Annotated in this window: 21 protein-coding genes and 1 riboswitch; of the genes, 8 read left to right on the top strand and 13 right to left on the bottom strand. The window is 63.9% G+C overall.

Annotated features, from left to right (window positions below; all coding sequences use genetic code 11):
• Positions 1-67 precede the first annotated feature (67 nt).
• Both DYST_RS10200 and DYST_RS10195 read right to left on the bottom strand, forming a co-directional pair.
• Positions 68-1,849, bottom strand: a complete 1,782-nt coding sequence (locus DYST_RS10200) for a phosphoenolpyruvate carboxykinase (GTP) (RefSeq protein ID WP_102302067.1) — start codon at positions 1,847-1,849, stop codon at positions 68-70.
• A gap of 235 nt (positions 1,850-2,084) precedes the next feature.
• Positions 2,085-2,663: a TetR/AcrR family transcriptional regulator gene (locus tag DYST_RS10195; protein WP_102302068.1), complete on the bottom strand. Its 579-nt coding sequence runs from the start codon at positions 2,661-2,663 to the stop codon at positions 2,085-2,087.
• 135 nt (positions 2,664-2,798) lie between these two features.
• Here DYST_RS10195 and DYST_RS10190 point away from each other — a divergent pair, with 135 nt between their 5' ends.
• The 3 genes from DYST_RS10190 (at position 2,799) to DYST_RS10180 (ending at position 6,765) form a co-directional block, all read left to right on the top strand.
• Complete coding sequence (locus tag DYST_RS10190; protein ID WP_428993971.1) at positions 2,799-3,680, top strand: alpha/beta fold hydrolase; 882 nt, start codon at positions 2,799-2,801, stop codon at positions 3,678-3,680.
• Between the two features lie 51 nt (positions 3,681-3,731).
• The gene (locus DYST_RS10185; RefSeq protein ID WP_102302070.1) at positions 3,732-6,203 is read left to right on the top strand and encodes an acyl-CoA dehydrogenase; all 2,472 of its coding nucleotides are present in this window, start codon (positions 3,732-3,734) and stop codon (positions 6,201-6,203) included.
• A 97-nt stretch (positions 6,204-6,300) separates the two neighbouring features.
• Positions 6,301-6,765, top strand: a complete 465-nt coding sequence (locus tag DYST_RS10180) for a hotdog fold domain-containing protein (RefSeq protein WP_239951674.1) — start codon at positions 6,301-6,303, stop codon at positions 6,763-6,765.
• A 10-nt stretch (positions 6,766-6,775) separates the two neighbouring features.
• Here the strand turns inward: DYST_RS10180 and DYST_RS10175 are convergent, their stop codons facing one another.
• The 9 genes from DYST_RS10175 to DYST_RS10135 all read right to left on the bottom strand — a co-directional run bounded on the left by DYST_RS10175 (position 6,776) and on the right by DYST_RS10135 (position 18,037).
• Positions 6,776-7,771: a diguanylate cyclase domain-containing protein gene (locus DYST_RS10175; RefSeq protein WP_239951673.1), complete on the bottom strand. Its 996-nt coding sequence runs from the start codon at positions 7,769-7,771 to the stop codon at positions 6,776-6,778.
• Complete coding sequence (locus DYST_RS10170) at positions 7,768-8,337, bottom strand: chemotaxis protein CheB (protein WP_239951672.1); 570 nt, start codon at positions 8,335-8,337, stop codon at positions 7,768-7,770. The genes DYST_RS10175 and DYST_RS10170 overlap by 4 nt, the downstream gene beginning before the upstream one ends.
• 1 nt (position 8,338) lies before the next feature.
• The gene (locus DYST_RS10165; protein ID WP_239951671.1) at positions 8,339-9,214 is read right to left on the bottom strand and encodes a CheR family methyltransferase; all 876 of its coding nucleotides are present in this window, start codon (positions 9,212-9,214) and stop codon (positions 8,339-8,341) included.
• Entirely contained in the window at positions 9,211-12,885 is a 3,675-nt protein-coding gene (locus DYST_RS10160; protein WP_239951670.1) for a response regulator, read from the bottom strand. Before DYST_RS10160 ends, DYST_RS10165 begins: the two co-directional genes overlap by 4 nt.
• Positions 12,886-12,978: 93 nt before the next feature.
• Positions 12,979-13,896, bottom strand: coding sequence for a CPBP family intramembrane glutamic endopeptidase (locus tag DYST_RS10155; protein WP_239951669.1), 918 nt, complete (start codon positions 13,894-13,896; stop codon positions 12,979-12,981).
• Between the two features lie 109 nt (positions 13,897-14,005).
• Complete coding sequence (locus DYST_RS10150; RefSeq protein ID WP_239951668.1) at positions 14,006-15,607, bottom strand: peptide chain release factor 3; 1,602 nt, start codon at positions 15,605-15,607, stop codon at positions 14,006-14,008.
• A gap of 98 nt (positions 15,608-15,705) precedes the next feature.
• Positions 15,706-16,875 carry a fatty acid desaturase family protein gene (locus DYST_RS10145; RefSeq protein ID WP_239951666.1) on the bottom strand — a complete coding sequence of 390 codons (1,170 nt, stop codon included), beginning with the start codon at positions 16,873-16,875 and terminating at the stop codon, positions 15,706-15,708.
• Between the two features lie 60 nt (positions 16,876-16,935).
• Positions 16,936-17,598: a M24 family metallopeptidase gene (locus DYST_RS10140; RefSeq protein WP_102302170.1), complete on the bottom strand. Its 663-nt coding sequence runs from the start codon at positions 17,596-17,598 to the stop codon at positions 16,936-16,938.
• Positions 17,599-17,680: 82 nt separating this feature from the next.
• Positions 17,681-18,037: a DUF1304 domain-containing protein gene (locus DYST_RS10135; RefSeq protein ID WP_239951665.1), complete on the bottom strand. Its 357-nt coding sequence runs from the start codon at positions 18,035-18,037 to the stop codon at positions 17,681-17,683.
• A 216-nt stretch (positions 18,038-18,253) separates the two neighbouring features.
• On the opposite strand from DYST_RS10135, the gene DYST_RS10130 reads away from it, so the two are divergent.
• The 4 genes from DYST_RS10130 (at position 18,254) to DYST_RS10115 (ending at position 22,760) form a co-directional block, all read left to right on the top strand.
• Positions 18,254-19,045, top strand: a complete 792-nt coding sequence (locus DYST_RS10130; protein WP_239951663.1) for a hypothetical protein — start codon at positions 18,254-18,256, stop codon at positions 19,043-19,045.
• Between the two features lie 155 nt (positions 19,046-19,200).
• A riboswitch (SAM riboswitch) is annotated at positions 19,201-19,317 on the top strand.
• An 85-nt stretch (positions 19,318-19,402) separates the two neighbouring features.
• The gene (gene metX, locus DYST_RS10125; RefSeq protein WP_239951661.1) at positions 19,403-20,431 is read left to right on the top strand and encodes a homoserine O-succinyltransferase MetX; all 1,029 of its coding nucleotides are present in this window, start codon (positions 19,403-19,405) and stop codon (positions 20,429-20,431) included.
• Between the two features lie 38 nt (positions 20,432-20,469).
• Positions 20,470-21,678, top strand: a complete 1,209-nt coding sequence (metB, locus tag DYST_RS10120; protein ID WP_239951660.1) for a cystathionine gamma-synthase — start codon at positions 20,470-20,472, stop codon at positions 21,676-21,678.
• Entirely contained in the window at positions 21,675-22,760 is a 1,086-nt protein-coding gene (locus DYST_RS10115) for a homoserine dehydrogenase (RefSeq protein WP_239951659.1), read from the top strand. Before metB ends, DYST_RS10115 begins: the two co-directional genes overlap by 4 nt.
• Before the next feature lie 10 nt (positions 22,761-22,770).
• Here the strand turns inward: DYST_RS10115 and DYST_RS10110 are convergent, their stop codons facing one another.
• Positions 22,771-23,037 (bottom strand): hypothetical protein, encoded by a 267-nt coding sequence (locus DYST_RS10110; RefSeq protein WP_239951658.1) that lies wholly within the window; start codon positions 23,035-23,037, stop codon positions 22,771-22,773.
• 128 nt (positions 23,038-23,165) lie between these two features.
• Positions 23,166-24,773, bottom strand: coding sequence for an APC family permease (locus DYST_RS10105; protein ID WP_102302083.1), 1,608 nt, complete (start codon positions 24,771-24,773; stop codon positions 23,166-23,168).
• A 275-nt stretch (positions 24,774-25,048) separates the two neighbouring features.
• Here DYST_RS10105 and DYST_RS10100 point away from each other — a divergent pair, with 275 nt between their 5' ends.
• On the top strand, positions 25,049-26,056 hold the full coding sequence (locus tag DYST_RS10100) for a tetratricopeptide repeat protein (protein ID WP_239951657.1): 1,008 nt from the start codon (positions 25,049-25,051) through the stop codon (positions 26,054-26,056).
• The last annotated feature ends 95 nt before the right edge of the window (positions 26,057-26,151 follow it).

Genomic DNA, 26,151 nt, shown 5'->3' with positions numbered 1-26,151 from the left:
AAAAGCTCAGATCGTGAACATGCTCTTAGAACCCCGCCGGCGTTGCGCCGGCGGGGCAGGGCGAACGTCAGGAGGCGACGGCCGCGCGCGGCGTCACTGCCGCGTCGTTGAGTGCATTGGCAACGCGCTGCTGCTCAGCGTGCAGCTCGTTGGGCATACGCTGGCCGAAGCTGCTGAGGTACTCGCCGATGGCCGCCAATTCGGCGGTCCAGCCGGCCTGGTCGACGTGCAGCAGGGTATCGACGGTGGCGCTGTCGAGGCCGAGGTCGTCGAGCTTGAGCTCATCGGTCTTGGGCAGCGTGCCGATCGGCGTGTGATTGCCTTCGACACGACCTTCCACGCGGTCGATCATCCATTGCAGCACGCGTAGGTTGTCGCCGAAACCCGGCCACAGGAAGCGGCCGTCGTCACCCTTGCGGAACCAGTTGACGTGGAAAATCTTCGGCAGATTCGCGCCAGGCTTGTCGAACGACAGCCAGTGACGGAAGTAGTCGCCGTAGTGGTAACCGGCGAACGGCTTCATGGCCATGGAGTCGCGACGCAGTACACCAACGGCGCCGGTGGCGGCGGCAGTGGTTTCCGAACCCATCGCTGCGCCGACGAGTACGCCGTGCTTCCAGTCCTTTGCTTCGAACACCAGCGGGATCAGCGACGGACGACGGCCGCCGAACACGATGGCGCTGACCGGCACGCCTTGCGCATCTTCCGCACGCGGCGACCAGGTCGGGCACTGCTTCGCGCTTACGGTGAAGCGTGAATTGGGGTGCGCGGCCGGGCCGTTGGCTGGGTCGTACGGACGCCCCTGCCAATCGGTGACCGGCGTACCCGGCAGACCTTCCCACCACGGCTGGTTGTCGGCAGTGACCGCAACGTTGGTGAAGATGGTGTCGCGCGCGATGGTGGAGAGCGCGTTCGGGTTGGTGGCATCGCTGGTGCCCGGCGCCACGCCGAAATAGCCCGCTTCCGGGTTGATCGCGTACAGGCGCCCGTCGGCACCTGGGCGCATCCAACAGATGTCGTCGCCCACGGTCCACACCTTCCAGCCGTCCTGGCGATAGCCTTCCGGCGGGATAAGCATGGCGAGGTTGGTCTTGCCACAGGCCGAGGGGAACGCGGCGGCGATGTAGTGGGTTTCGCCCTGCGGGTTTTCGATGCCGACGATCAGCATGTGCTCGGCCAGCCAGCCTTCCGACTTCGCCTGGTAGCTGGCAATGCGCAGCGCATGGCACTTCTTGCCCAGCAGCGCGTTACCGCCGTAGCCCGAGCCGTACGACTTGATGGTCAGCTCTTCGGGGAAATGCATGATGAAGCGACGCTCGGGGTCGAGCTCGCCAGTAGAGTGCAGCCCCTTCACGAAGGTGCCTTCGCGCTCGATGCGCGCCTGCGCGGCAGCACCCATGCGCGTCATGGTGCGCATGTTCGCCACTACGTACGGGCTGTCGGTGATTTCCACGCCACAGCGGGCAAGCGGGGAATCGATCGGGCCCATGCAGTACGGAATGACGTACATGGTGCGACCTTCCATGCAGCCATCGAACAGCGCGTCCATCTTGGTGTGCGCTTCGGCTGGAGCCATCCAGTGATTGTTCGGGCCGGCGTCTTCCTGTTCGTTCGTGCAGACGAAGGTGAGGTGCTCGACGCGGGCGACGTCCGAGGGGCTGGACCGGTGCAGATAGCAGCCAGGATGGGTCTGCTGGTTCAGCTCGATCAGGTCGCCGGTCTGCAGCATCTGCTGCACCAGCTGCTGGTACTCGGCGTCGGAACCGTCGCACCAATGGATATGGGCAGGGCGGGTCAGTGCCGCGACCTCATCCACCCAGCGCTGCAGCGCGGCCAACTTGCTCGACATCGTTTCCTCACTCTGGTCTTAAGCTAAAAAAGAAGAGAAACGCTAACTTACGTCTACTGGCATGGCAAGTACTGGCGCAGCAAAAAGGCAACTGGGCGCACCCAAATTTGCCACTGCCACCGGTGGTTACAGATGTAACTGCAGACCACTTTGGCAGGTGGACTGTCATTGGCCTGCGAAGAAAAAAAACGCCGCCCGAAGGCGGCGTTCCCCTGGACTTCCCCGTGACGGCGGCTCAGGACGGCGTGAGCGTACGGATCATGTGTTCCACGTAAGCGTCGAACTCATCGTGGCTGATGCGCGGCAGGCCGAGTGTGAAATTAAGTTGCAGGAAACCCACGTAGGCGGCGTAGGTCAGGCGGGCGCGATTGAGCGCCTCGTCCGGCACCAAGCCGGCCTCGCGGTAGATATTGGTGAGAAATTCCATGCGCCGCTGCGACACGCGGGCCATCACCGGCACGACCTGCGGGTGGTCCAGTGCCTTCAGCAGCGCGGCGTAGACACGATGCGGCGCCAGCTCATGCGCCACGCGACGGAACAGCTCCGGCAGGCGCGCACGCGGATCGGGGATGGCCTCGATCTGGCTGATCACCTCTTTCTCGCCGTACTGTTCCCAGCGTTCCAGCGCGGCCTGTAGCAAGGCTTCGCGCGTGCGGAAATGCCAGTAGAAACTGCCCTTGGTCACCCCGAGCTGGCGGGCCAGCGCCTCGACGGCTAGCGCGCCGACGCCCTGGTCGGCAATCAGCCTGAGAGCGGCGTCTTCCCAGTCCTCGGCGGATAGGCGGGTGCGTTCGGGTTTGGCGCTTGCATTCATGTGAGTATGGTAGCCCCTGCTAGCGGCTTTGCAATTGGCTCGGTGGCAAGTCGTTGAATCGGCGGAAACTCCCCTTGTCGCAGCGCGTATTGACGCAGCGCTTTGAGGCGATCCATACTCGACCGTATGGTATCCATGCCCATTACCGAGAACTCCGTCGCCCAGGTCAGCGCCGTCGATGGCCTGACGTTGGCCGTCGAAACCCGCCAGCCCTCGGGTCATCCTACGCTGCTGTTCGCCCATGGTTTCGGGCAGACGCGTGGTGCGTGGCGCGGCACCGCAGAGGCGTTGGCGGCTGAAGGCTTCCGTTGCGTCACCTTCGATGCGCGCGGCCATGGCGAGAGCGGCCACGTCGCCGGTGGCGATTACCACATGGAACAGTTCATCGGCGATCTGCGCCTGCTGGCTCATGCTGAGCTGTGCAAGCCGATCCTGGTGGGTGCCTCGATGGGCGGCTTGCTGGGCTTGGTCATTGCCGGCGAGATCGATCCGAGCGCCTTCCGCGCGCTGGTGCTGGTGGATATCACGCCGCGCTGGGAAACCAAGGGCGTGGAACGCATCCTGGCCTTCATGCAGGCCCATCCGGATGGCTTTGCCAGCTACGCGCAGGCTGGCGAGGAAATTGCGAAATACCTGCCCCATCGCGCCGAGCGCAAGACAGAAGACCAATTGCGACCACTGCTGCGCGAGGGAGCCGACGGCCGCCTGCGCTGGCACTGGGATCCGGCCCTGCTCAACGGCTTGGTGCGCGAGAGCGAGCGCTACCAGCCGCGCCTGATGGCCGCCGCATCGAAAGTGCGAGTGCCGGTGCTGTTGCTCTCGGGCGGACGCAGCGACGTGGTGTCGCGCGAGACGGTCGACGAATTCCTGCAACTGGTGCCGCATGCCGAGCACGTGGAGCTTCCGCGCGCCACGCACATGGTGGCAGGCGATGCCAACGACGTATTCACCCGCGAGATTGCACGCTTCGTGGGCAAGCTTTCATCAACGGATCGCAGCGATGCGGTCACTGCGTGAACCCGTGAAATCCATGTTTGACCAAGACGTCATTCGTAACGAGGTGTTGTGATGTCCGTGATACTGACTCTGCTGGCGGCCATCATCGCCACCGGCGCCTGTGCCTACCACCGCACCAATCTGCGGACTTGGGCGATTGCCACGGTGATTACCACCGTCGTGGTCGGCCTGATCGCAGGTGCGCCGTGGACCATGTTCATCCTGCTGGTGATTGAACTGGCTATCGCCGTACCGCTGCTGATGGACGGTTTTCGCCGCAAGAAAATCAGCGCGCCGCTGCTGAAGATGTTCGCCAAGGTGACGCCGAAGCTGTCCGAAACCGAGCAGACTGCACTGGAGGCAGGCACGGTGGGTTTCGAGGGCGAACTGTTCTCGGGCAAGCCGGATTGGCACGAACTGCTCAAGCAGCCCAAGCCGGAACTGAGCGTCGAGGAGCAAGCGTTCCTCGATGGCCCCGTGGAAGAGTTGTGCGGCATGATCGACGACTGGCAGATCACGCACGAGCTGGCCGACCTGCCGCCGGACGTCTGGGCCTTCATCAAGAAGCACAAATTCTTCGGCATGATCATCCCGAAGCAGTACGGTGGCCTTGGCTTCTCCGCGCTGGCGCATTCGGCCGTGCTGCAGAAGCTGGCGACCATGTCGGCGACGGTGGCTTCGACGGTGGCCGTGCCGAACTCGCTGGGCCCGGCGGAACTGCTGCTGCATTACGGCAGTGACGAGCAGAAGAACCACTACCTGCCGCGTCTTGCCGTGGGCGAAGAGATTCCGTGTTTCGCGCTTACCGGCCCGTATGCGGGTTCGGACGCCACGTCCATCACCGACTACGGTGTGGTGTGCAAGCAAGTGGTCGACGGCGTGGAAACGCTGGGCATGAAGCTCACCTTCGACAAGCGCTATATCACGCTGGCGCCGATTGCCACGGTCGTGGGTTTGGCCTTCCGTTTGTATGATCCGGAGAAGCTGCTCGGTGACAAGGAAGACCTGGGTATCACGCTGGCACTGTTGCCGCGTTCGACGCAGGGTCTCGAGATCGGCCGCCGTCACTTCCCGTTGAACATCCCGTTCCAGAACGGTCCGTTGCACGGCAAGGATGTGTTTGTGCCGCTGTCGGTGCTGATCGGTGGTCCGCACATGGCCGGCCATGGCTGGCGCATGCTGGTGGAATGCCTTTCCGTCGGCCGCGCGATCTCGCTGCCCTCGAACGCGACCGGTGGCGTGCGTGCTGCCGTGGCGGCGACGGGCGCCTACGCACGCATGCGCAAGCAGTTCGGTCTTTCCATCGCCCGCTTCGAAGGCGTGGAAGAAGCGCTGGCACGCATCGGCGGCCTGACCTACGCGACTGCGGCGCTGTCACGCGCTACGGCCGCGGCGGTGGACCGTGGCGAGAAGCCGGCAGTGCCGTCGGCCATCGCGAAGTACCACGCTACCGAATGGGGCCGCACCATTGCCGGTGACGCGTTGGACGTGCACGGTGGCAAGGGCGTGCAGTTGGGTCCGAAGAACTACGCGGGTCGCGCATGGCAGGGTGTGCCCATCGCCATCACGGTGGAAGGCGCCAACATCATGACGCGCAGCCTGATGATCTTTGGTCAGGGCGCCATCCGTTGCCATCCTTACGTGCTGAAGGAAATGCAGGCGCTGTCGATCCCCGATTACGGTGATCGCCTGAAGACCTTCGACCGCGCGCTGTTCGGCCACATCGGCTTCGGTATCTCCAACGCGGTGCGCTCGTTCACGCTGGGCGTGACGGGTTCGCGCATCGGCGACACTGCCGGTGATGCTTATGTGCGCCGCTACTACCGCAAGCTCAACCGCTACTCCGCCGCGCTCGCGCTGTGCGCCGATACCTTCATGGGCGTGCTGGGCGGCAAGCTGAAGTTCAAAGAAAAGCTGTCGGCGCGTCTGGGCGACGTGCTGAGCTATCTGTACATCGCCAGCGCGATGCTCAAGCGCTACGAGGACACCGGTCGTCCGGAAGCGGATCGTCCGCTGCTGGCCTGGGCGTTCCACGAGTGCATGTGGCGCATTCAGACCTCGCTTGATGGTGCCATCCGCAACTTCCCGGTGAAGCCAGTGTCTTGGCTGCTGCGCGCCTTGGTGTTCCCGTTCGGTCGTCGCGAAGTGCCGCCGTCGGATCGTCTGGGTCGCCGCGTTGCCGCCATCATTACCGCGCCGGGCGAAGCGCGTGATCGCCTCACCGAGTGGGTCTACCTCACGCCGACGGCGAACAACACCATCGGTCGCATGAACGCGCTGCTGCCGGACGTGATCGCGGCCGAGCCGGTGGAGCGGAAGTTCGGTAAGGCGCAGAAGGCCGGCCAGTTCAAGTCGCATGACTACGTGGGTCAGCTGACGGAAGCCGTGCAGGCCGGCGTGATCAACGCGGCGGAGTTCGAACTGTTAAAGCGCGTGCGCGAAGGCGTGTTCGAGTTCATCTCGGTGGATGATTTCGATCCGTCGGAACTGCGTGCCGCCGTTACCCGCGCGGATCACAAAAAGAAGCTGGCCGACGCGGCCTGATGTGCTTCGCCACCATGCCGGCCGCGGCCGGCATGGTGGCTCCCTATCGACGTACGAAAGGGTGGTGCCCAGGCACTGCCCCAGCGGGAGATTCGCCATGAGCCAGGCCTTGTCGCTGTACCGTCGACTGGTTTCCCTGCCCGGCGGCCGCTGGCTGTACGGACGGCTGATCTGTTTCAAGGCACCTTATTTCGCCACCATCGCCCCGCGCTTTCTCCAACTGGAGCCAGGGCGCTGCGAAGTGGCGATTCGCGATCGGCGCCGCGTGCACAACCATATCGGCACCGTGCACGCGATTGCGCTCTGCAATGCGGCGGAACTTACCGCTGGCATGATGACCGACGTGACCATTCCGCCGACCATGCGTTGGATACCCAAGGGCATGACGGTCGAGTACCTCGCCAAGGCCAAGGGCACGCTCGTCGCGCTGGCCACACCGGAGCTGCCCGCGGTCGAGGCAGCAAGCGGTTATGCGTGGCCCGTCACCGTGCGCGTGAGCAACCAGGCGGGTGAGGATGTGTTCCGCGCCCGTATCGACATGTGGGTATCGCCACGCAAGTGAGCCAGTGACGTCAGCTCGCCATGACGCAGCGATTCTTGCCTTCACCTTTGGCGCGATAGAGCGCTCGGTCGGCGGCCTGGATCAGCGTCTCGTCGCTCTGTTCCTGCCCGCGCCATAGAGCGATACCGATGCTCGCACTGACGTTTGCCTCGAACGGCCCCTTGCTGCCGTCGAGAAGATACGGGCGGGCGATGACGGTGCACACTTCTTCGCAGCGACGCAGGAGTGAGGTGTCGTCGACGACGTCCTCCAGAATCAATGCAAACTCGTCGCCGCCGAGCCGCGCCACTGTGTCATTGGCTCGTAGCCCGTCGCCGAGGCGTTCGGCAATAGCTTGCAACAGCGCATCGCCCGCGGGATGCCCATGGGTATCGTTGACGGCTTTGAAGCCGTCGATATCAAGCAGCGCGAGCGCAAAGCCGTGGCCATGGCGCGGCGCGCGTTGCATGGCCGTCAGCAGGCGGTCGTGGAACAGCACGCGATTCGGCAGGCCCGTGAGCATGTCGTGCGTTGCCTGGTAGCGGATGCGGTCCTCGATGCGCAGGCGCTCGGCCATTTCCACCTTGAGCTGCGTATTGCGCTCTTCCAGCGTGGCGAGTGCCGACTTCAGCTCGGCACGCGCCTTATACAGATCAAGGAACACGCGAACCTTGGACTGCAGGATCATGTCGTTGATCGGCTTGGCGATGTAGTCCACTGCGCCGAAGTGATAGCCGCGAATGCGGTTGATGTCATCGGCATAGGCAGCGGTGACGAAGATGATCGGCGTTTCCTTCAGCTGTTCGGATTCACCGATCAGGAAGGCGACTTCGAAGCCATCCATCTCCGGCATGTTCACGTCCAGCAGGATCAGCGCGAAATCATGGTCAAGGCACAGGGCGAGCGCTTCGTTGCCGCTGTTCGCCTCGAAGAGTTGCGCGCCGCTGTCAGCCAGCAGGTGCCGCATGGCCACCAGGTTGGCGGGTGTGTCGTCGACGACGAGGAGTTTCGGGAGAGGGATGTTCATTGCAGGCACAGACGATTGATCAGCGGCGCGATGTCCGCCAGGGGGAGGCAATGATCGGCCCCCGCGCGCTCAAGCGCGGCGGAGGGCATGGCCGGGCATTCGGCATCGGCGGGGTCTTGCACAATGGCCAATCCGCCGCGTTCGCGGATTCGCAGAAGACCATCGGCGCCGTCGCTGTTGGCGCCGGTGAGCAACACGCCGATCAACCCGTCGCGCCAGGCTCCCGCGGCGGACTCGAATAGCACATCGATTGACGGACGCGCGAAGCTCACGCGCTGGTCCACCGACAGCGCAAAGCGACGACTGGTTTCAACCAGCAGGTGGTAGCCGCTGGGAGCCACGTAGATGACGCCACCGCGCATGGGTGTGCGCTCGCGTGCTTCTTCGACGGGCAGCGTGGCATGCCTGGCCAGCAATTCGCAGAGCAGGTCGACAGTGGAGGAGCCGGTATGGCAGCAGACGGCGATCGGTTGACTCAGCGCGGCGTCGATACCGGCGAACAACTCTTCCAATGCGGTCAGTCCGCCCGCCGAGCAACCGATCACGATGGCCTGCGGCGTCGCCATGTCATTCCTTGACCGCGTTGCGCGGACCCAGCCGATAGATGCGGCGTGCGGCATCCACAGGCTTGAAGTCGCCGGCAGAGGGTGCGAAATCCAGACTTTCGCGCGTGCCAAGGCAGAGGAAGCCGCCGCGCACCAGGCTGTCGCGGAACAGCGACAGCGTACGGTCCTGCAGCGGGTCCGAGAAGTAGATGAGTACGTTCCGGCACAGCACCAGGTGCGCCTCGCAGAACACTTCGTCGGTGACCAGGTTGTGGTTGGCGAAGATCACGTTGCGACGCAGGCGCTGGTCGAGCTTGATGAGTTCATAGCGTGCGCTGTAATAGTCGGCCAGCGTATGGCTGCCGCCAGCCGCGAGGTAATTGCGCGACCACAGTTTCGCCTCGCGGGAAGGGTAGATGCCTTCCTGCGCGTGGCGCAGCGCACTCTCGTTGAAGTCGGTGGCGTAGATCTGCGTGCGATCGTAAAGTCCGGCCTCTTCGAGCAAGATGGCCAGCGAATACACCTCTTGCCCATGCGCGCAGCCGGCCTGCCAGATGTTGATCTGCGGATAGGAGGCGAGCACAGGGAAAACTTGCTCACGCAGCGCGAGGAAGACGTCGGGGTCGCGGAACATTTCCGACACCGGCACCGACAGACCCTCCAGCACGATGGGCAGGAAATTCTGTTCGTGCAACAGGCGAGTGGTGAGGGCGCTAACGGTATCTGCCCCCTGTGCGTGCGTGAGTTGAAGCACGCGGCGCTTGAGCGAGGCAGGGGCGTACTGGGTGAAGTCATAACCGTGCCGGAGCTTCAGCGCGCGCACGAATAGCTCGATCTCGATGTCCTCGAGCGAGGTTTCCTGCGTCTGCGCCTGCGGCTGGTCGGTCGACGTGTTCATCGGTGCAGCCACACATGCATCATCGAGGACAGCTTGTCGATGTCGATGGGCTTGGACAGATAGTCGTTTGCGCCGGCTTCCAGGCACTTCTCGCGATCGCCGCGCATGGCCTTGGCGGTCAACGCGATGATGGGCAGCTTCGCCAGTTGCGGCTGGGCGCGAATCTCGCGGATGGTGTCGTAGCCATCCATCACCGGCATCATCACGTCCATCAACACCAGTTCGACGTCGTTGTGATCGGCCAGAGCCTTGAGCGCTTTCTGGCCATCCTGCGCCATGGTCACGTGCATGCCCCAGCCACGCAGCACTTTGGACAGGGCGAACAGGTTGCGCATGTCGTCATCGACCAGCAATACCTTGCGGTCCTGCAGGGCACTCGCATCCGGTGTGGCGAGTGCCGCAGGTGATGCCCCGGTGGCCGTGACGCCGACGGCGGCGCGCTGTGCCCGCGCGCCCTGGATGCTGTGCAGGAACAGACTCACTTCGTCGAGCAGGCGTTCCGGCGAGCGCGCACCTTTGATGACGATGCTGTCGGTGTACTGTCGCAACTTGAGGCTTTCCTCGCGGCTGAGCTCGCGGCCGGAATAGACCACTACCGGCGGGATTCTGCCGGTGGTGGAAAGCTGTTCAAGGAACTCGGTACCCGACATGCCGGGGAGGCCCAGATCGAGCACGACACAGTCGTAGGTCGTGTCGGCCATGCGTTCCTGCGCTTCTTCGGCGCTGCCGGCCTCGTCGATGGTGACGTCGTCGTTACGCAGCAGCGTACGCATGGCGGCGCGCGAGTCGGCATCGTCATCGACGATCAGCAGGTGGCGCATGTGGCCTTCGGCGAAATGCAGCAGTCGCTCGAAGGCGTCACCAATGGCTTCGCGGCTGACCGGCTTGGTAAGAAAGCCCACCGCACCGAGTTCGCGACCACGGTTGGCCTCGTCCACTGCCGAGATGAAGTGCACGGGTACATGCCGCGTGGCAGCGTCTTCCTTCAGTCGCTCGATCACGGTCCAGCCGTCCATGCCCGGCAGCATCACGTCGAGCAGGATGCCGGTGGGGCGGTAGCGCGCCGCCAACTGCAGGCCGGATTCACCGTCCGCCGCTGCCAGCACGCGATAGCCCTTACGGCGAACCATGTCGGCGAGGATGCGTGCGAACACGGGGTCATCCTCGATGATCAGGATGATGGTATCGCTCGGGTTGATGCTGTCCCGGTCGTCTTCAATGGTTTCCGGCAGCAAGGCGGACGTGAGCGTCGGGCGCATCGCTGCGGGCGCCGGTGCGGCCATATTGGCGGGCGCGGCGACGACTTGTCCCGACGGTCCCGCCAAGGGCAGCAGGATGGTAAAGGTGCTGCCGTGGCCTGCATTGCTGTGCAGCACGATGTCGCCGTCGAGTAGTTCTGCGATGCGCTTGGAGATCGTCAAACCCAGGCCGGTGCCGCCGTACTGACGACTCGTGCTGGCATCGACCTGTTCGAACGCCTGGAAGATCTTCTGCGCCTTCTCATGCGGGATGCCGATGCCCGTGTCAGTCACGGCGATGGCGACCACCTCTTTGCCACGCAATGACGCCGGCATGGCGATGGCGGCGGAGGGGCGCTCGATGCGGACGGTGACCGAGCCGCGATGCGTGAACTTGAACGCATTGCCGACGAGGTTGTTGGCGATCTGCTCCAGCTTATTGCCATCGGTACGCAGAGTTGTGGGCAGGCTCGGGTCGATCTGCACGATGAAGCCGAGCTGCTTTTCCTGCGCGACGTGATGGAACGTGCGCATGAGCACGCGTTCGAGGTCGGCGAGCGGGAAGTCATCCAGTACCACGTCCATCTTGCCGGCCTCTACCTTGGAGAGGTCGAGGATGTCGTTGATCAGACGCAGCAGGTTGTTGCCCGAGTCGTGGATGATGCGCGCGGACTCTACCTGTTCGTCGTCGAGGTTGCCCTCGCGGTTGTCGGCCAGGCTGCGCGAGAGAATCAGCAGGCTGTTGAGTGGTGTGCGCAATTCGTGCGACATGTTGGCGAGGAATTCGGATTTGTACTGGCTGGCTCGGGCCAGTTCTTCCGCCTTTTCCTGTGTTTCGCGCTGCAGTGTTTCCAGCACGTGCTTCTGCTGGTTGAGCGTATCGGTTTTCTGGCGCAGCTCTTCGTTCGACGCCTGCAGCTCCTCGGTTTGCACGCGCAGTTCTTCTTCCGAGGCGAGCAGACGCTGCGACTGCTCCTGCAGCTCGTGGGTCTTGGCGTTGAGCTCTTCGTTGGTGGCCTGAAGATCCTGCTGCTGGCGGCGCAGGATGTCTTCGGACGCACGCAGTTCGTCAGCCTGTTCGCTGGTGCGTTGGAGCAGATCTTGCGTGCGGATGGCGCGGCCGAGGTTCTCCAGCGACAACGAAGCGATCGGCAACAATTCGTCCAGCAGACGCTGCTGCGGATCGGTGAAGTGATGGAAGCTCGCCAGTTCCAGCACGCCAAGCAGCTTGCCACGCAGAATCAACGGCATGACCGCGATGGAGCGCGGTGACGCTTCGCCGGTGCCTGAGTGGATGCGCACGTAGTTGTCGGGCACGTCTTGCAGGGTGATCGGCTTTTGTTCCACGGCGCACTGACCTACGAGGCCCTCGCCCAGTGCATAGTCGGTGCTCAGATGTTTGCGTTGCTGATAGCCGTAGCTACCCATCAACTGCAGTCGCTGATGTTCCTCGTCGAAACGGTAGAACACGCCGACGCCACATTCGAGCATCGGCCCCAGCGTGCCGGTGAGCTGCTCGGCAAACTCCCGTTCGGTCTCCACCTTTTGCAGGTCGCTGGCGATCTGCGATACCTGCGTCTTTACCCAGGTCTGGGCGGCGGTTTCGATCGCCATTTGCTTGAACACGTGCAGGCCGCGCGCGATCTCGCCGATCTCGTCGCGTCGCTCCAGTTGCCTGATTTCCACGGTGTGGTCGTGGTTCGCCAAACGGGTCATCAGGTCGGTCATGCGGCGAATCGGCCGAGTGATAAGGCGGAGCGTCATGTAGACCACCGAACCGCCAAGCAGGATGGAAAGCACCAGGGTGATCCAGATGCTCGCCCGCACTTCGGTCACATCTCGATGTTGCGTCTGCTCCCTCTGGTCCAGCAGGGTGCGTTCCATGTCGTCCATGGTATTGAGCACCGCGAGTATGTCTTCGACGGAGACGGTGCGGCGGCTTAGATATTGGTTCTGGACGCGAGTGCGCTCGAGAGCAGCGTCGGCGGTGTCGGCGGCGTGGGTTGCCTGGATCGGCTCGATGCCGTTGTGCAGCGCTTCCTTCTGCCACTGGTCCGCCATGGACTCCAGGTGATCGATGCGCGTCTGTTGTACCGGGTTGTCGCTGGTAAGGCTGCGCAGGTCAGCGATGTCCTTGGCCAGGCCGGTGTTTGCCTTTTGGTAGTCGGCAAGCTCGCCTCCCGCCGGGTTCAGCAGGTAGCCGCGCACGGCGACTTGGCTGGCCTGCAGGTGTTCGACCACGTCGTCGATCTTGGCGCGCACGTCGTAGGTGTGCCTCGCCCAGTGCGCGCTAACGTCCTGCCGGCCTAGCGACTGTAGTGTGAAGGTGCCGCAGACCACGAACAGCAGCACGAGGGTGCCGATCGCGATGAGGATCTTCCATTGCATCGGCTGGTGGGCCAGCCAGGAATAACGGGTTTTCGGGGCGGCCATACGTCTTCACAGGTGTCAGGGCCGGGCAGTGCTGCCCGGCCGGGGCGGATAGCCTTCAGGGTATCCGCAGTTTTGTGAAGGCGATAGCTGATGTCAGGTCGCGACGATATGTCTGCGGCGCCACGCGGGGCGGACGATGCTGCCGCGGCGCAGCGCCACGATGAGCAGCAGGACCGAGCAGGCAGAGCACAGGGTCAGCGCCACTACCGAGGCTTCCGCGCCAAACACGCCGCCACTCAGCCAGTCCGGGCCGCTACGGGTGGAGACGAGCCAGCCGTGCGCTTCCGTGCCCGATACAGGGATGCCATAGACCGTGCCCTGCATGACGTTCCAGGCCGCATGCAGGCCGATGCACGGCCACAGGGAACGCGTCACGTGATAGAGCAGGGCCAACAGCACACCGGCTTCGATGGCGATGGCGAGCGAACTCCACAGCGTGGCGCCGGGGTTGAAAATGTGGGCGGCCCCGAAGAACAGTGCCGAGACGCCGAGAGCCCACCAGGTGCCCAGGCCTTCCTCCACGGCGCGGAACAACACGCCGCGCGTGACGATCTCTTCACCGATGCCCGCGCCCAGGCCAGTGGTCAGCACCGCGGGAAGCCAGTTCACGGATGGGTCGGTGCCGGTGATGTGATAGCTCCCGGCCAGCCACAGCACGAACACGACAGCGCTCATGAGCAGGGCCCCGAGCACCAGCCCGGCGAGGCCCAGCGTGGGGGCGTCATGCGCGGCTAGCTCGTCCATCGGGCGGCGCTCGATGGCTTTCACCAGCACCGTGTAAGCGAGCACGGAGGGAATCAGTTGCACGGCAAGGATGCCGAAGGCACGTGTCAGTCTCGGCACCCCGGGACCGACGATGCCCATGGCATCGACGCCCATGGAGAGCAGTTTGATCAGCACCAGGTAAAGCGCCGCGAAGAACACGATGCGACCAAAAGGGGAGAACACGACCCAGCGTTGCCAGGGCGTAGCGGTCGCGGGTGTGCTGAAGGCAATGGGCTTGGCTGGCATGCGGCTGGATATCCCTGGACGTGCCGACAAGGCTAACAGCGCGGACACCGCGGCGAATACGTGCCGGCCGTCATCCCACAGCTTGCGTGGGAGTGACGGCTTCAGGTTGTTACAGGTCGACCGACGTGGCGTGCTCGCGCGTGGCCGAGAAGCGCACGGCGGGCGAGCGCTCCTGCGCCAACTGCAGGTTCACGCGCGAAGGGGCGAGATAGACCAGCTGGCCCGCCGCATCGATCGCGAGATTGTTGGCGTTCTTCTCGCGGAACTCTTCCATCTTCTTCGCGTCGTCGCAGTACACCCAGCGCGCCGTCGCCACGGTGACCTGCTCGAAGCTGGCATCCACGCCGTATTCGTCCTTGAGGCGATAGGCCACCACATCGAACTGCAGCACGCCCACTGCGCCCAGGATCAGGTCGTTGCTCATCAGCGGACGGAAGAACTGCGTAGCGCCTTCTTCCGACAACTGCGCCAAGCCCTTCTGCAGCGCCTTCATCTTCAGCGGATCGCGCAGACGTGCGCGGCGGAACAGTTCCGGCGCGAAGTTGGGGATGCCGGTGAAGCTCACGATCTCGCCTTCGGTGAACGTATCACCGATGCCGATAGTGCCGTGGTTGTGCAGGCCGATCACGTCGCCGGGGTACGCGCTTTCCACGATTTCGCGGTCGCTGGCCATGAAGGTGAGTGCATTGGCGATGCGCACGTCTTTGCCGGTGCGCGTCTGCACCATCTTCATGCCAGCGGTGTAGGTGCCCGAACACACGCGCATGAAGGCGATGCGGTCGCGGTGCGCTGGGTCCATGTTTGCCTGGATCTTGAAGACGAAACCGGTGAGGGCTTCTTCTTCCGGCTTCACTTCACGCGTGAGCGTGGCGCGCGACTTGGGCGAAGGCGCGTGCTCGACGAAGAAATCGAGCAGCAACTGCACGCCGAAGTTGTTCACCGCCGAACCGAAGAACACCGGCGTCAGTTTGCCGGCCAGATACTGCTCGATGTCGAACGGATGCGAGGCGCCTTGCACCAGCTCCAGTTCGTCGCGCAATTCGGACAGTGCTTCAGCCCCGATTGCCGCTTCCAGGCCTGGCGAATCCAGACCCTTGAAGATGGTCGAGTCCTGGCGCGTGAAATTCTTGCCCTGCTCGAACACGTGCACCTCGTCGAGCACGAGGTGGTACACGCCCTTCAAGCGCTTGCCCATGCCGATGGGCCAGGTGAGCGGGGCACAGGCGATGCCCAGCACCGACTCCACCTCGTCCAACAGTTCGATGGGCGAGCGACCTTCGCGGTCGAGCTTGTTGATGAAAGTCATGATGGGGGTGTCGCGCAGGCGGCACACCTCCATCAGCTTGATGGTGCGTTCTTCCACGCCCTTGGCGCAGTCGATCACCATCAGTGCCGAGTCCACCGCGGTGAGCACGCGGTAGGTGTCTTCCGAGAAGTCCGCGTGGCCTGGGGTGTCCAGCAGGTTGACGATGCGGCCCTCATAGGGGAACTGCATCACCGACGAGGTCACCGAAATGCCGCGCTCTTTTTCCAGTGCCATCCAGTCGGAGGTCGCATGGCGCGCCGCCTTGCGGCCCTTCACCGAGCCGGCCATCTGGATGGCGCCGCCGAACAGCAGCAGCTTTTCGGTCAGCGTGGTCTTGCCGGCGTCAGGGTGGCTGACGATGGCGAAGGTGCGGCGGCGGCGGGTTTCGGTGAGATGGGCGGACATGCAGGCGGATCGGCAGGAAGGCTAGCCCACAATGATAGCGTGGAACGGCCTTTCGGCCGCGCCATGCCCGCCACCGCCCGCCGAGGGGAGCCTGTGACTCAACTCTCCGGCAGCGGCTCCAGCACCAGCGCCGCCGGCTCAGCCTGCGGCCGCCCCATCTGGCGCAGCCAGCGGTAGTGTGAGGCCAGGCCGGCACCAAACGAGCTATTCGCATGGTAGGGCACGCCGTATTCGAGACAGGTCGCCTCCACCACCCGCGAGATGGCCGGGTAGTGGACGTGGCTGATGCGAGGAAACAAATGGTGCTCCACCTGGAAATTCAGGCCGCCGACCAGCCAGGTGATCACGCGGCTGTTGCGCGAGAAATTCGCCGTGGTTTCCAGCTGATGGATCGCCCAGGGCGTGTTCATACGGCCCGGTTCGCTCGGCGAAGGGAACGCGGCTGCTTCCACGGCGTGTGCCAACTGAAACACCATGGCTAGTTGCAGCCCGGCCACGACGGCGGTGACGGCGTAAAAAAGCAGCACCGCACCCAGCGAATGAAACAGCAGCGGCAAGCCGAGCGCGAGGGTGAAAAAGACCAGCTTGCCCAGGATAAAACCCGCCAGATCCTTGCCGCGCGGCCGCGGAAAGCGTCGCTTGCCGATGGTGCCGGTGATGACGTCGCGGAAGTCATCATGCAGATGCCAGCTCACCGCCGTGAGGCCATAGAGCAGCCATAGGTACAGGTGTTGCCACCGGTGGTGCCAATAGTGCTTCTGTTGCGGCGAAAATCGCGCCAGCGCACCCAGGTTGATGTCACTGTCGTAGCCGTCGATATTCACGTAAGTGTGATGGAAGTGCGCATGCTTCCAGTGCCACACGTACGAGCTGCCGCCGACCAGATCCAGCGTCATGGCCATGCACTTGTTGATCCAGCGGCGCTCTGAATAAGCCTGGTGACCCGCATCGTGCTGAATATTGAAGCCGATCTGCGCGGTTGCCACGCCCAGCACGATGCTGAGCAGCAAACCCTGCCACCACGTGGCTGCGAAGAAAACCAGCAGCACGTAGGACACGGCGAAGGTGGCAAGGATGATCGCCGTCTTGCGGTAGAGACGCGCATCGTCACGCTGCTTTTGCCCGGAGTGCTTGAACAGCGCCTCGACACGCCGCCGCAGCTCGCGCTGGAACGTATTGTCGCCGTTGAACTTGAGCCGATCCGTGGAAGCATCTGCAGGCGAAGGCCGAGCGGTTTCTGCTGCTCGGTGGGATGACTCAGGGGACATGCGATGCACTCGGGAGGAATCCGCACATGCTAGCCCATACGCTGTAACGGCTTGTTGCCCCTAATCACGAGTCAACAAATCCTCATAGAACGCGCCATACGGCTCGGTTGGATGGGCAATCTGGATCTCCAGTACCCACAGCCCGCTGGATGGCCGTTCGCCGTACTCGCCCAGGTCGCCAGCCTTGTGCACCGAATGGGGGAAGTCACTGACGCGATGCCCCTTGATCTCGTGATTGAGCCGCCAGCCCATCGCCTGGGCGCGCTCCTCGGCAAATGCATAGAGGGCTTCGCCACTGAGGCCCTGCTCTCGCCATGCGGTAGCGGTCAGCTCGAACAGTTCACGCGCGGCATCCGCGCATGCCTGTTTTTCCGGGGCGTGGCCCATCACGAAGGTGTCGCCCGCATCGCCTTCGTGGCCCTCGAAGACAAGGCCAAGATCGATGAAGTAGATGTCGTTCTCGCCCAGTTGCACCGGCTCGGAGCGTTCTCGGTAGATCTTGGTGGTGTTGCTGCCGATGCGGATGAGCACCGGATGCCACAGCCGCTCCATGCCTAGCGCCTGGAACACCTCCATGGCTTCGGCTTTCGCCTCTTCCTCGGTGATGCCGGGGCGCATGCGCTCGCGGATGCCGTGCAACGCAGCCCAGGTGCGCTCGCGCGCATGGAGCATCCGTTGCGGATCAAAGCAGGTGCCGACGGCTTCCTTGGGTAATGCGGTCATGAGTGGCCAGATGTCGCGGGTGGGGTAAAAAGCATGGCACAGGGCCGTGGCTGGCGTAGGAGCCATCCGTCATGAAAAGTGCTCAGGTCAGCATGACCAGTATCAGGCCGATCAGCGCTGGCAGACCCTGGACCCACAGAATCTTGCGCGAGGCTGTCATTCCGCCGAACAGGCCGGCCACAAGCACGCAGCCCAGGAAGAACAGCGTGATGGCTCGACCGGCATCGCCCAACCACAGTCCCCACAACAGGCCGGCGGCGAGGAAGCCGTTGTAGAGGCCCTGGTTGGCCGCCAGCACCTTCGACTGCTCAGCGAACTCCTTGGTCAGGCCGAAGGCGCGCCGGCCCGAGGGACGCGTCCACAGGAACATCTCCAGCACCAGGAACCACACGTGGAGCAGGGCGATGAGGGCAACGACGAGATGGGCGGCGAGGGACATCGGTATCCGAAAGGCGGTGGAGTTGGATGCGCAGTGTTGCAGCCCGATATCTGCCTCGCAAATCCATGGGTTGCTAACACTTCCGGCCAATGGCTGCGGCCATGGTGGCGGCGTAGCGTGAAGAAGCTGGGTCCGAGGGAGCAGCGCCCACAGGACAACGATGTCTCCAGGGGACATGGGTATCGCCCGGCCATACCAACCTCTGGGAGTCATGCCATGAACAAGCCACTGTCCGCAGGCCTATGCCTGCTTTTGCTGTGTCCGCTGGGTGCGATGGCCGACGGGCCGTTCGACGGCACCTGGAAGATCGACATGAGCAAGGTGCAGATGCCCAAGAAGCCCGACGTGCTCGTGCTCAAGGACGGCATGTACGCGTGCAAGACTTGCGTGCCGCCGGTAAGCATCAAGGCCGATGGTCAGGATCATCCGATTACTGGGCATCCGTATCTCGACTCGATCGCGATCGAGGTGGTGGACGCACACACCGTCAAGGAGACCGACAAGAAGGGCGGTAAGGTCGTCGCTACCACCACCACGACCGTGGCGCCCGATGGCAAGGCGGCGCATTTTGAGTTCAGCGACAGCAGCAACACCAATGGCGCGCCAGTGACCGGTAATGGCGAGCTCAAGCAGGTCGCCGCCGGGCCCGCCGGCTCCCATGCGATATCCGGCTCCTGGGTCACGGCCACTATCGCCAATATGTCCGATAACGGCACCGAACTCACCTACAAGGAGGAGGGCGGTGTATTGGACATGACCACACCCACCGGCCAGTCATATGCGGCCAAACTGGATGGCACCGAGGCGCCGTACAAGGGTGATCCCGGTATCAACAGCGTTACGGTGAAGCAGGCCGGCAAACTATCGATGGTGGAAACCGACAAGCGGGGCGGCAAAGTGGTGGGCGTGCTTACCTCCACCGTCTCAGCCGATGGCAAGCACATGAGCATGATTTTCGACGACAAGCTGCGTAACCGTACGATGTCTTTCGTGGCTGTGAAGCAGTAAATGCTTCTGCCGCGCCCGGCGCAGCCTGGGTCGGGCGCGGAAAGGCCGTGGTTTCAGGCGAAACCTTCGGTTTTCTGGATAAAACGTCGATGGCTAGATGCATAGACGTTTAGACGTCTATTGACACGGTCATTCGAGGCCGTTAGATTCCTCCCTACTCATCGAGACCGGCGGAGGGACAGGCCCTTTGAAGCCGGGGCAACCTGCGGAATTTTCCGCGACGGTGCCAATTCCTGCGGTAACGCCTTAGGGCGCACGCCGCGAGATGAGGGCAAATCTGCACCGCCGCGCCTCGTGCCGGCCGTGTGTTGCCCGCCTCTCCGGTCCGCAGGTCGATGCCGACCGGAGAAGAGCCAGATGTCCAGCCAGCCGCAAATCACCCCGTCCGTCACACCCGCTCCCGCCGCGGTGTTTGGCGGTATGCGGCCGGACCTGACCACCCAGCGCTGCACCCGTCGCCTGGTCATCACCCCTAAGTACGGCAGCGCGCCCTGCGAGCTGGAAGTGAGCTACCTCTGGTGTGGCGCGCCGGACGCCCCCACGGTGATCGTGCAGGGTGGTATCTCGGCTACCCGCGACGTGGTGGCACTGGATGGCGAAGCCGCTCCCGGCTGGTGGCAAGCCCAGGTAGGCCCTGGCCTGCCGTTGGATCTGGACCGCTACCGGGTACTCTCCATTGACTGGATCACCCCGGCCGACCTCGCCGAGGTCCAGGCCGTGTCCAGCGAGGATCAGGCCGATGTGCTTGCCGCGCTGGTGGATGCGCTGGGCATCAACCGTGTGCATGCCTTTATCGGCTCGTCCTATGGCGCGATGGTCGCGCTGGCCTTCGCTGCTCGCCATCCCTATGCCCTCGGTCGCCTGGTGCTGCTGGCTGGCGCGCACCGGCCGCATCCGCTGGCCACGGCGCAGCGCTCGGTGCAGCGCGGCATCGTGCGGCTGGGGCTGGAAAGCGGCCAGGCCGACCAGGCGCTTGCGCTGGCCCGCCAGCTCGCCATGACCACCTATCGCGGCAGCGAGGAGTTCGCCAAGCGGTTTACCGCCGCGCCGGAATTTCGCGATGGACGCTTCCACTTCCCTGTCGAGGATTACCTCGAACACGCCGGTCGTCGCTTCGTCGAGCGCTTCGATGTCGAGCGCTTCCTCGCGCTGTCCGAATCCATCGACCTTCACGACGTAACGCCCGAACAGGTCGCCGCGCCCGCCACGTTGATCGGCTTTCCCTCCGATCGCCTGGTGCCGCTGGCGGATCTGTGCGAGCTGCAGCGTCGCCTGCATGGCCCGGCCACGCTCGAAGTGGTCGAGTCGCCCTACGGCCACGATGCCTTCCTCAAGGAAACCGACCGCCTCGCGCCGCTGCTGCGCGACGCGCTGGCCGGTTGTTGACCCCGAATCCAAAGACGCGATACGCACGGAGATCCACCATGAGCGATACCACCGTCCCCTGTATCCCGCCGGGCCTGAACACCCGGGCCGTGCGCGCCGGCATTGAATCGGACACTCAGCACGGCGCCGTAGTGCCTCCGCTGCACCTGTCCACCAACTATGCGTTCGAAGGCTTCGGCAAGAAGCGCGCCTATGACTATTCGCGCAGCGGCAACCCCACGCGCGACCTGCTGGGTGACGCACTGGCCGAACTGGAGCAGGGCGCGGGCGCCGTAGTGACGGCCAGCGGCATGGCGGCGGTGGCGCTTGCGCTGGAACTGGTACCGGCTGGCTCGTTGGTGCTCGCCGCGCACGATTGCTACGGCGGCACCTGGCGCCTGCTGGACGCCTGGGCGAAGAAGGGTCGGTTCCAGGTGAAGTTCGTTGATCTCACCAACAGCCACACGCTGGCAGAAGGCCTGGCGCTCAAGCCGTCGCTGGTGTGGGTGGAAACGCCGTCGAACCCGCTGCTGCGCATCACCGACATCCGCCACGTGGCGCAGGCCGCGCACGCTGTGGGCGCGCTGGTGGTTGTCGACAACACGTTCCTGTCGCCCGCCCTGCAGCAGCCGCTGACGTTGGGCGCCGACGTGGTGGTGCACTCCACCACCAAGTACATCAACGGCCACAGCGACGTGGTCGGCGGCGCCGTCATTGCACGTGACCCGGCCGTGGCGGAGCAGCTCAAGTGGTGGGGCAACTGCAACGGCCTCACCGGTGCACCGTTCGACAGCTTCCTCACCTTGCGTGGCCTGCGCACGCTGAACGTTCGTCTGCGTCAGCACCAAGAGAACGCCGTACGCATCGCGGAACGTTTGGACGGCCATGCGGCCGTTCGCAAGGTGTATTACCCAGGCCTCGAAAGCCACGCAGGCCACGCGCTCGCGGCGCGTCAGCAGCTGGGTTTCGGCGCCATGCTGAGCTTCGAAATTGAAGGCGGCGAGGAGCAGGTGGCGGCCTTCGTGGACGGGGTCCAGTATTTCTCGCTCGCTGAGTCGCTAGGCGGAGTAGAAAGTCTGGTCGCGCATCCTGCGTCGATGACGCATGCCTCCATGGCGCCCGAGGCGCGCCGCGCGGCCGGTATCGCCGACACGCTGCTGCGCCTGTCGGTGGGCATCGAAGACGGTGACGATCTGTTGCGCGATATCGACGCCGCACTGCTTCGCGTAGAGGCAGCTGCCCACCTCAAACGTCGGGTGAGCGCATGAGCGCGGTGCTGGCGGCGGAGGCTGCGAGCGCATCGAAAGCAGAGGCGTCGCCCGTCATCGCAGCGGTTTTGCTGGGTACGGGCGTCGTCGGTGGTGCGTTCCTCAAATTGCTCAATACGCCGGCCGCCGCATCCATCCGGCTGGTGGGTGCGGCCAATTCGCGCCGCCAGCAGACGCAGACAGAACAGTTGGCCGATCGCACGTTGCGCGAAAAGCTCAAGACGCATGGCGATGTGCGCAATGACGGCGTCTTGCTAGGCGCACTCGACGCCCATGATGCCTCGGTAAAGGTGATCATCGATGCGACCGCCAGTAGTGCGCTGGCCTTGTGCCACGCGGAATGGCTGGCAAACGGTTATCACGTCGTCACGGCCAACAAGTCGCTGGCCGGTGGTGACCTGCCGGGCTGGCGGACGCTGCAGGCGGCGCTGGCAAATGGCGGCCGTTACGGCGACTCCGCCACGGTGGGGGCAGGGCTGCCTGTGATCTCCACGTTGCGCCGTCTGCGTCAATGCGGCGATGCGCTGCTGACGCTCGAAGGCGTGTTCTCTGGGTCGCTTTCGTACCTGTTCAACCAATATGACGGTAGCCAGCCGTTCTCTGCGCTGCTGCGCCGGGCACGTGAACTGGGCTACACCGAGCCCGATCCGCGCAGCGACCTCTCGGGTGAAGATGTGGCGCGCAAGCTGCTCATCCTTGCGCGATGTGCGGGCTTCGCACTGCGCCCGGACGAAGTAGAAGTGGAGAGCCTGGTGCCGGAGAACCTTCGCGGCCTCGACGTGGAAACCTTCCTGTCACGTCTTGAGGAACTGGATGCACCTCTCGCTAGGCGCTTCGCTGAAGCGAAGGCTCGTGGCGGCGCGCTACGTTTTCTCGCGCGTCTCAACCAGCGCGGCCGCGCCCGTGTCGGCTTGGTCGAGGTGCCAGCCAATCACCCGGCCACGCGGCTCTACGGCACCGACAACCAGTTCGCGCTCAGCACCACGCGCTACAACACGCAGCCCTTGGTGATACAGGGGCCCGGTGCGGGACCGGAAGTGACCGCGCAGGCGTTGCTGGGGGATGTGCTGGCGTTGGTGTAGGTGGCGCGGATTACAGTCCGTTTTCTTCTGTCTCGGCTGCAGGTTTGCGCTCGGGCTGGCGATACACCATGCGCGCAAGCGCGGGTGCCAGTCCGATCAGTAGTGCAGCGATTACGACATGGAAAACCGTTTGATTGACGAAAGCCCAGGCGTCGTATCCGGAGCCACTGTGCCCATGCGCCACGTTATAGGCCGAGCCCAGCATTTCCAGGCCTGAAACCAGCGTCCACACACCGATGATGCGCAAGGACAGGCAGAACCACTGAAACGATGACATCCGATTTCCTTCTTGATGCCGGAATCCTCTCCGGGTGTGCGCATCATAAGAGAGTCGCAGTGACCAGAAACAAAAAAACGCGCGGTTCATCACCGCGCGTTTTTCGTTTCATCTGATGCTTGGCAGACTCAATCGTGCAGGTGCGGATTCGCCTCGGCCTCTTCCACAGACGGCGTACGCCAGCCCGACTTGACGCCCCACACATAGAACACCAGGCCGATCACTGCCACCACGGCTAGGTCCATGCCATAGCTCAGGTAGCCGTTGCCGCCGAAATCCGAGCTGCCCATCCACGACACCAGCGCCAGTGTCGGCAGGTAGAAAATCAGCCACCACGCGCCCTTCAGCTGGCGGCCGAAGTCGTGCCAGTTCGCCTTGAACTGATAGAACAGGTACACCGGTAGCGCCACCACCATCAGCAGGATGATCTCGCCGGTCAGCGGCCAGCGTGCCCAATACAGCAGCTCGGTCGCCATGACGAAGGCCACGCCCGCCAGGATCGGCAAGCCTTTGATGCGCAGCGGACGATGCAGGCTCGGCGCCGTGCGACGCAGCGTCATCGCGCTCACCGGGCCGGTCAGGTAGGAAATGATCGTCGCCACCGAAATCACCGCCGCCAGCGTGCCCCAGCCGCGGAAGAAGAACAGGAACAGGAACGACACCGCCAGGTTCAGCCACATCGCCGGGCGCGGCACGCCCCACTTCGGATGGATGCGGCCCAGGATCTTGGGCAGCGTGCCGTTGCGCTCCATGCCGTAGAGCATGCGTGCGGTGGTGGCGGTATAGGTCATGCCGGTGCCGCTGGGGCTGATGAAGGCATCGATGTACAGCAGCATGGCCAGCCAGTGCAGGTTGACGATGATGGCGAGTTCGGCGAACGGTGAACGGAAATCGATACCGTGCCAGCCCGCTTTGGCCAGCAGTTCCGGGGGTACGGCGCCGAGATAGGCCACCTGCAGAATCACATAGACCACCGTAGCCAGCAGGATCGAGCCGACCACCGCGAACGGAATGCTCTTGCCCGGGTTGCGCGCTTCGCCGGCAAGATTCACCGGGCTCTGGAAGCCGTTGAAGCTGAAGACGATGCCTGCCGTCGCCACGGCGGTCAGCACTGCCGCAAAGTCGATCGCGTGCGCGTCCCCGTGGATACCCACCGAAAAGTTCTCGCGATGGAAGCCGCTGGCGATCAGGGCCACGCCGGTGGCGGCCGGCACCACCAGCTTGAACACGGTGATGAGCGTATTGGAGCGTGCGAACAGCTTGACGCTCCAGAAGTTGAGCAGGAAATAGATGATCACCAGCACAGCGGCAATGCCGAGGCCCGCATGCGAGAGCTCGCCGTGGCCATCAGGCATGTGCATGTAGAGATCCTGCGCCCACTGCCACTTCCACGATGCCATGTACTGCACGGAGGCCTCCGCTTCGACCGGGATCACCGAAACAATGGCGATCCAGTTGGCCCATGCGCCGATAAAGCCCACCAACGAACCGTGCGAGTAATGGCTGTAACGCACCATGCCGCCGGACTCGGGGAACATGGCGCCCAGTTCCGCGTAGGTCAGCGCAATGGTCATGATGATGGCCGCGCCGAGCACCCATGCCCAGACAGCTCCCGGGCCTGCGAGGCCGGCGGCCTTCCAGGCGCCAAACAACCAGCCGGAGCCGATGATGGAGCCCAGGCCGGTGAGCATGAGAGCGAACGGGCCGACGTCGCGGCGGATCGGAGATTGAGACATGCAGGTCCCCAGGTCAGTGGATCGACGGGCCGCCCCTGGGGCGACACATGTGGCAGCCGCCATCCCGGGCGACAAAGGGGACGATGATGACAGACCCGTCCTACAGCTGTCAGCCCGTCGGGAGTCACGGACCGTGGCGCAGCGCAGCACGCAGGTCATTGAATCGGCGGCCGAATCGGCACACGTGCTGATACCGGTGGGTTCCCGTTGTCGGCTAATTGGCGCCGCGTTGGTGGGCGGCTACCATCGGGGCCTCCCACAAAGGTAGGCGCACCATGATGATCCGTGCGGCAATGCTGGTGGTGATGGCCGCGGCAGTGGCCGCATTCCCGGTGTCGGCAGCGACGCCCTCAGGTGATGCGTCACGCGATGCGCTGAAGCAGCGTGCCGAGGCGGGCGATGTCCAGGCGCAGGTGGCGCTGGGCAAGGCCTTGCAGGACGACGGTGTGCCAGCCGACAAAGCGGCGGGTGCCGACTGGTATCGCAAGGCCGCGACGGCGGGCAGCGCAGAGGGTGCGTGGATGCTTGGCTCGACCATCATGGCCGGCGTCGGTGTAACACGCGACGTTCCCACGGCCATCGAGTGGATGCGCAAGAGTGTAAACATCGACCCGAACGGCGATCGCATGGCGGTGCTCGCGGTATCGCTGCTCTCCACCGGTGGCACACAGGAGGCCTTGCAGTGGGCGCAGAAAGCGGCCGACAAAGGCTCGTCCAAGGGCATGGAAGTGTTGGCGATGGCCCGCCTTACCGGCGAAATGGGCGTACCCAAGGACACGGCGCTCGCCGAAAAACTGATGGTTGCGGCGGCGCAGAAAGGCGACGCCGATGCGCAGTTGTCACTCGGCCAGATCTACCTCACCGGCTTGTTCGGCCGACACGATACGACCGCCGGCATGCATTGGCTGCAGACGGCCGCCGACAGTGGTAACGCCAAGGCGGAAGGCACGCTCGCTTACTTCCTCATTACCGGTAAGGAAGGCGCGCCTGTGGATGCGGCGCGTGGTGTGGCACTGGCCCGCAAGGCGATGGCAGCCAACGAAATGCTGGGGCATTACGCGATGGGCGTGGCCTACGTGACGGGCAGCGGCATTGCGGAAAACCCGGCGGAGGGTTGGTACCAGATCTCGCTGGCGCAACGTATGGACAGCCAGCAGCAGCTCAAGAGTGCCGCCGACTATCTGGCGAAGGCGGAGGCGAAGCTGACGACCGCTCAGCTCACCGAGCTGAAGGTGCGGGTGGATGCCGATGCGGCCAAAGTGGCGCAGCCTTCCGGTTCCTGAGTGATTCGAGACGTTTTTTCCTCACCGTCATTCCGGCGCAGGCCGGAATCCAGTGGCCCTTGTATCTGATTTTCGCGAAGCACTGCCTGGAATAG

This window comes from Dyella terrae (genome assembly GCF_022394535.1).
GTDB lineage: Bacteria > Pseudomonadota > Gammaproteobacteria > Xanthomonadales > Rhodanobacteraceae > Dyella.
Note: the sequence above shows the minus strand (reverse complement) of the source record. Positions and strands in the feature narration are given on the sequence as shown.

Excerpts from the sequence above, each read along its gene's own strand:
- DYST_RS10200 (WP_102302067.1), bottom strand. The coding sequence starts at position 1,849 with ATGTCGAGCAAGTTGGCCGCGCTGCAGCGCTGGGTGGATGAGGTCGCG.
- DYST_RS10195 (WP_102302068.1), bottom strand. The coding sequence starts at position 2,663 with ATGAATGCAAGCGCCAAACCCGAACGCACCCGCCTATCCGCCGAGGAC.
- DYST_RS10190 (WP_428993971.1), top strand. The coding sequence starts at position 2,799 with ATGCCCATTACCGAGAACTCCGTCGCCCAGGTCAGCGCCGTCGATGGC.
- DYST_RS10185 (WP_102302070.1), top strand. The coding sequence starts at position 3,732 with ATGTCCGTGATACTGACTCTGCTGGCGGCCATCATCGCCACCGGCGCC.
- DYST_RS10180 (WP_239951674.1), top strand. The coding sequence starts at position 6,301 with ATGAGCCAGGCCTTGTCGCTGTACCGTCGACTGGTTTCCCTGCCCGGC.
- DYST_RS10175 (WP_239951673.1), bottom strand. The coding sequence starts at position 7,771 with ATGAACATCCCTCTCCCGAAACTCCTCGTCGTCGACGACACACCCGCC.
- DYST_RS10170 (WP_239951672.1), bottom strand. The coding sequence starts at position 8,337 with ATGGCGACGCCGCAGGCCATCGTGATCGGTTGCTCGGCGGGCGGACTG.
- DYST_RS10165 (WP_239951671.1), bottom strand. The coding sequence starts at position 9,214 with ATGAACACGTCGACCGACCAGCCGCAGGCGCAGACGCAGGAAACCTCG.
- DYST_RS10160 (WP_239951670.1), bottom strand. The coding sequence starts at position 12,885 with ATGGCCGCCCCGAAAACCCGTTATTCCTGGCTGGCCCACCAGCCGATG.
- DYST_RS10155 (WP_239951669.1), bottom strand. The coding sequence starts at position 13,896 with ATGCCAGCCAAGCCCATTGCCTTCAGCACACCCGCGACCGCTACGCCC.
- DYST_RS10150 (WP_239951668.1), bottom strand. The coding sequence starts at position 15,607 with ATGTCCGCCCATCTCACCGAAACCCGCCGCCGCCGCACCTTCGCCATC.
- DYST_RS10145 (WP_239951666.1), bottom strand. The coding sequence starts at position 16,875 with ATGTCCCCTGAGTCATCCCACCGAGCAGCAGAAACCGCTCGGCCTTCG.
- DYST_RS10140 (WP_102302170.1), bottom strand. The coding sequence starts at position 17,598 with ATGACCGCATTACCCAAGGAAGCCGTCGGCACCTGCTTTGATCCGCAA.
- DYST_RS10135 (WP_239951665.1), bottom strand. The coding sequence starts at position 18,037 with ATGTCCCTCGCCGCCCATCTCGTCGTTGCCCTCATCGCCCTGCTCCAC.
- DYST_RS10130 (WP_239951663.1), top strand. The coding sequence starts at position 18,254 with ATGAACAAGCCACTGTCCGCAGGCCTATGCCTGCTTTTGCTGTGTCCG.
- metX (WP_239951661.1), top strand. The coding sequence starts at position 19,403 with ATGTCCAGCCAGCCGCAAATCACCCCGTCCGTCACACCCGCTCCCGCC.
- metB (WP_239951660.1), top strand. The coding sequence starts at position 20,470 with ATGAGCGATACCACCGTCCCCTGTATCCCGCCGGGCCTGAACACCCGG.
- DYST_RS10115 (WP_239951659.1), top strand. The coding sequence starts at position 21,675 with ATGAGCGCGGTGCTGGCGGCGGAGGCTGCGAGCGCATCGAAAGCAGAG.
- DYST_RS10110 (WP_239951658.1), bottom strand. The coding sequence starts at position 23,037 with ATGTCATCGTTTCAGTGGTTCTGCCTGTCCTTGCGCATCATCGGTGTG.
- DYST_RS10105 (WP_102302083.1), bottom strand. The coding sequence starts at position 24,773 with ATGTCTCAATCTCCGATCCGCCGCGACGTCGGCCCGTTCGCTCTCATG.
- DYST_RS10100 (WP_239951657.1), top strand. The coding sequence starts at position 25,049 with ATGATGATCCGTGCGGCAATGCTGGTGGTGATGGCCGCGGCAGTGGCC.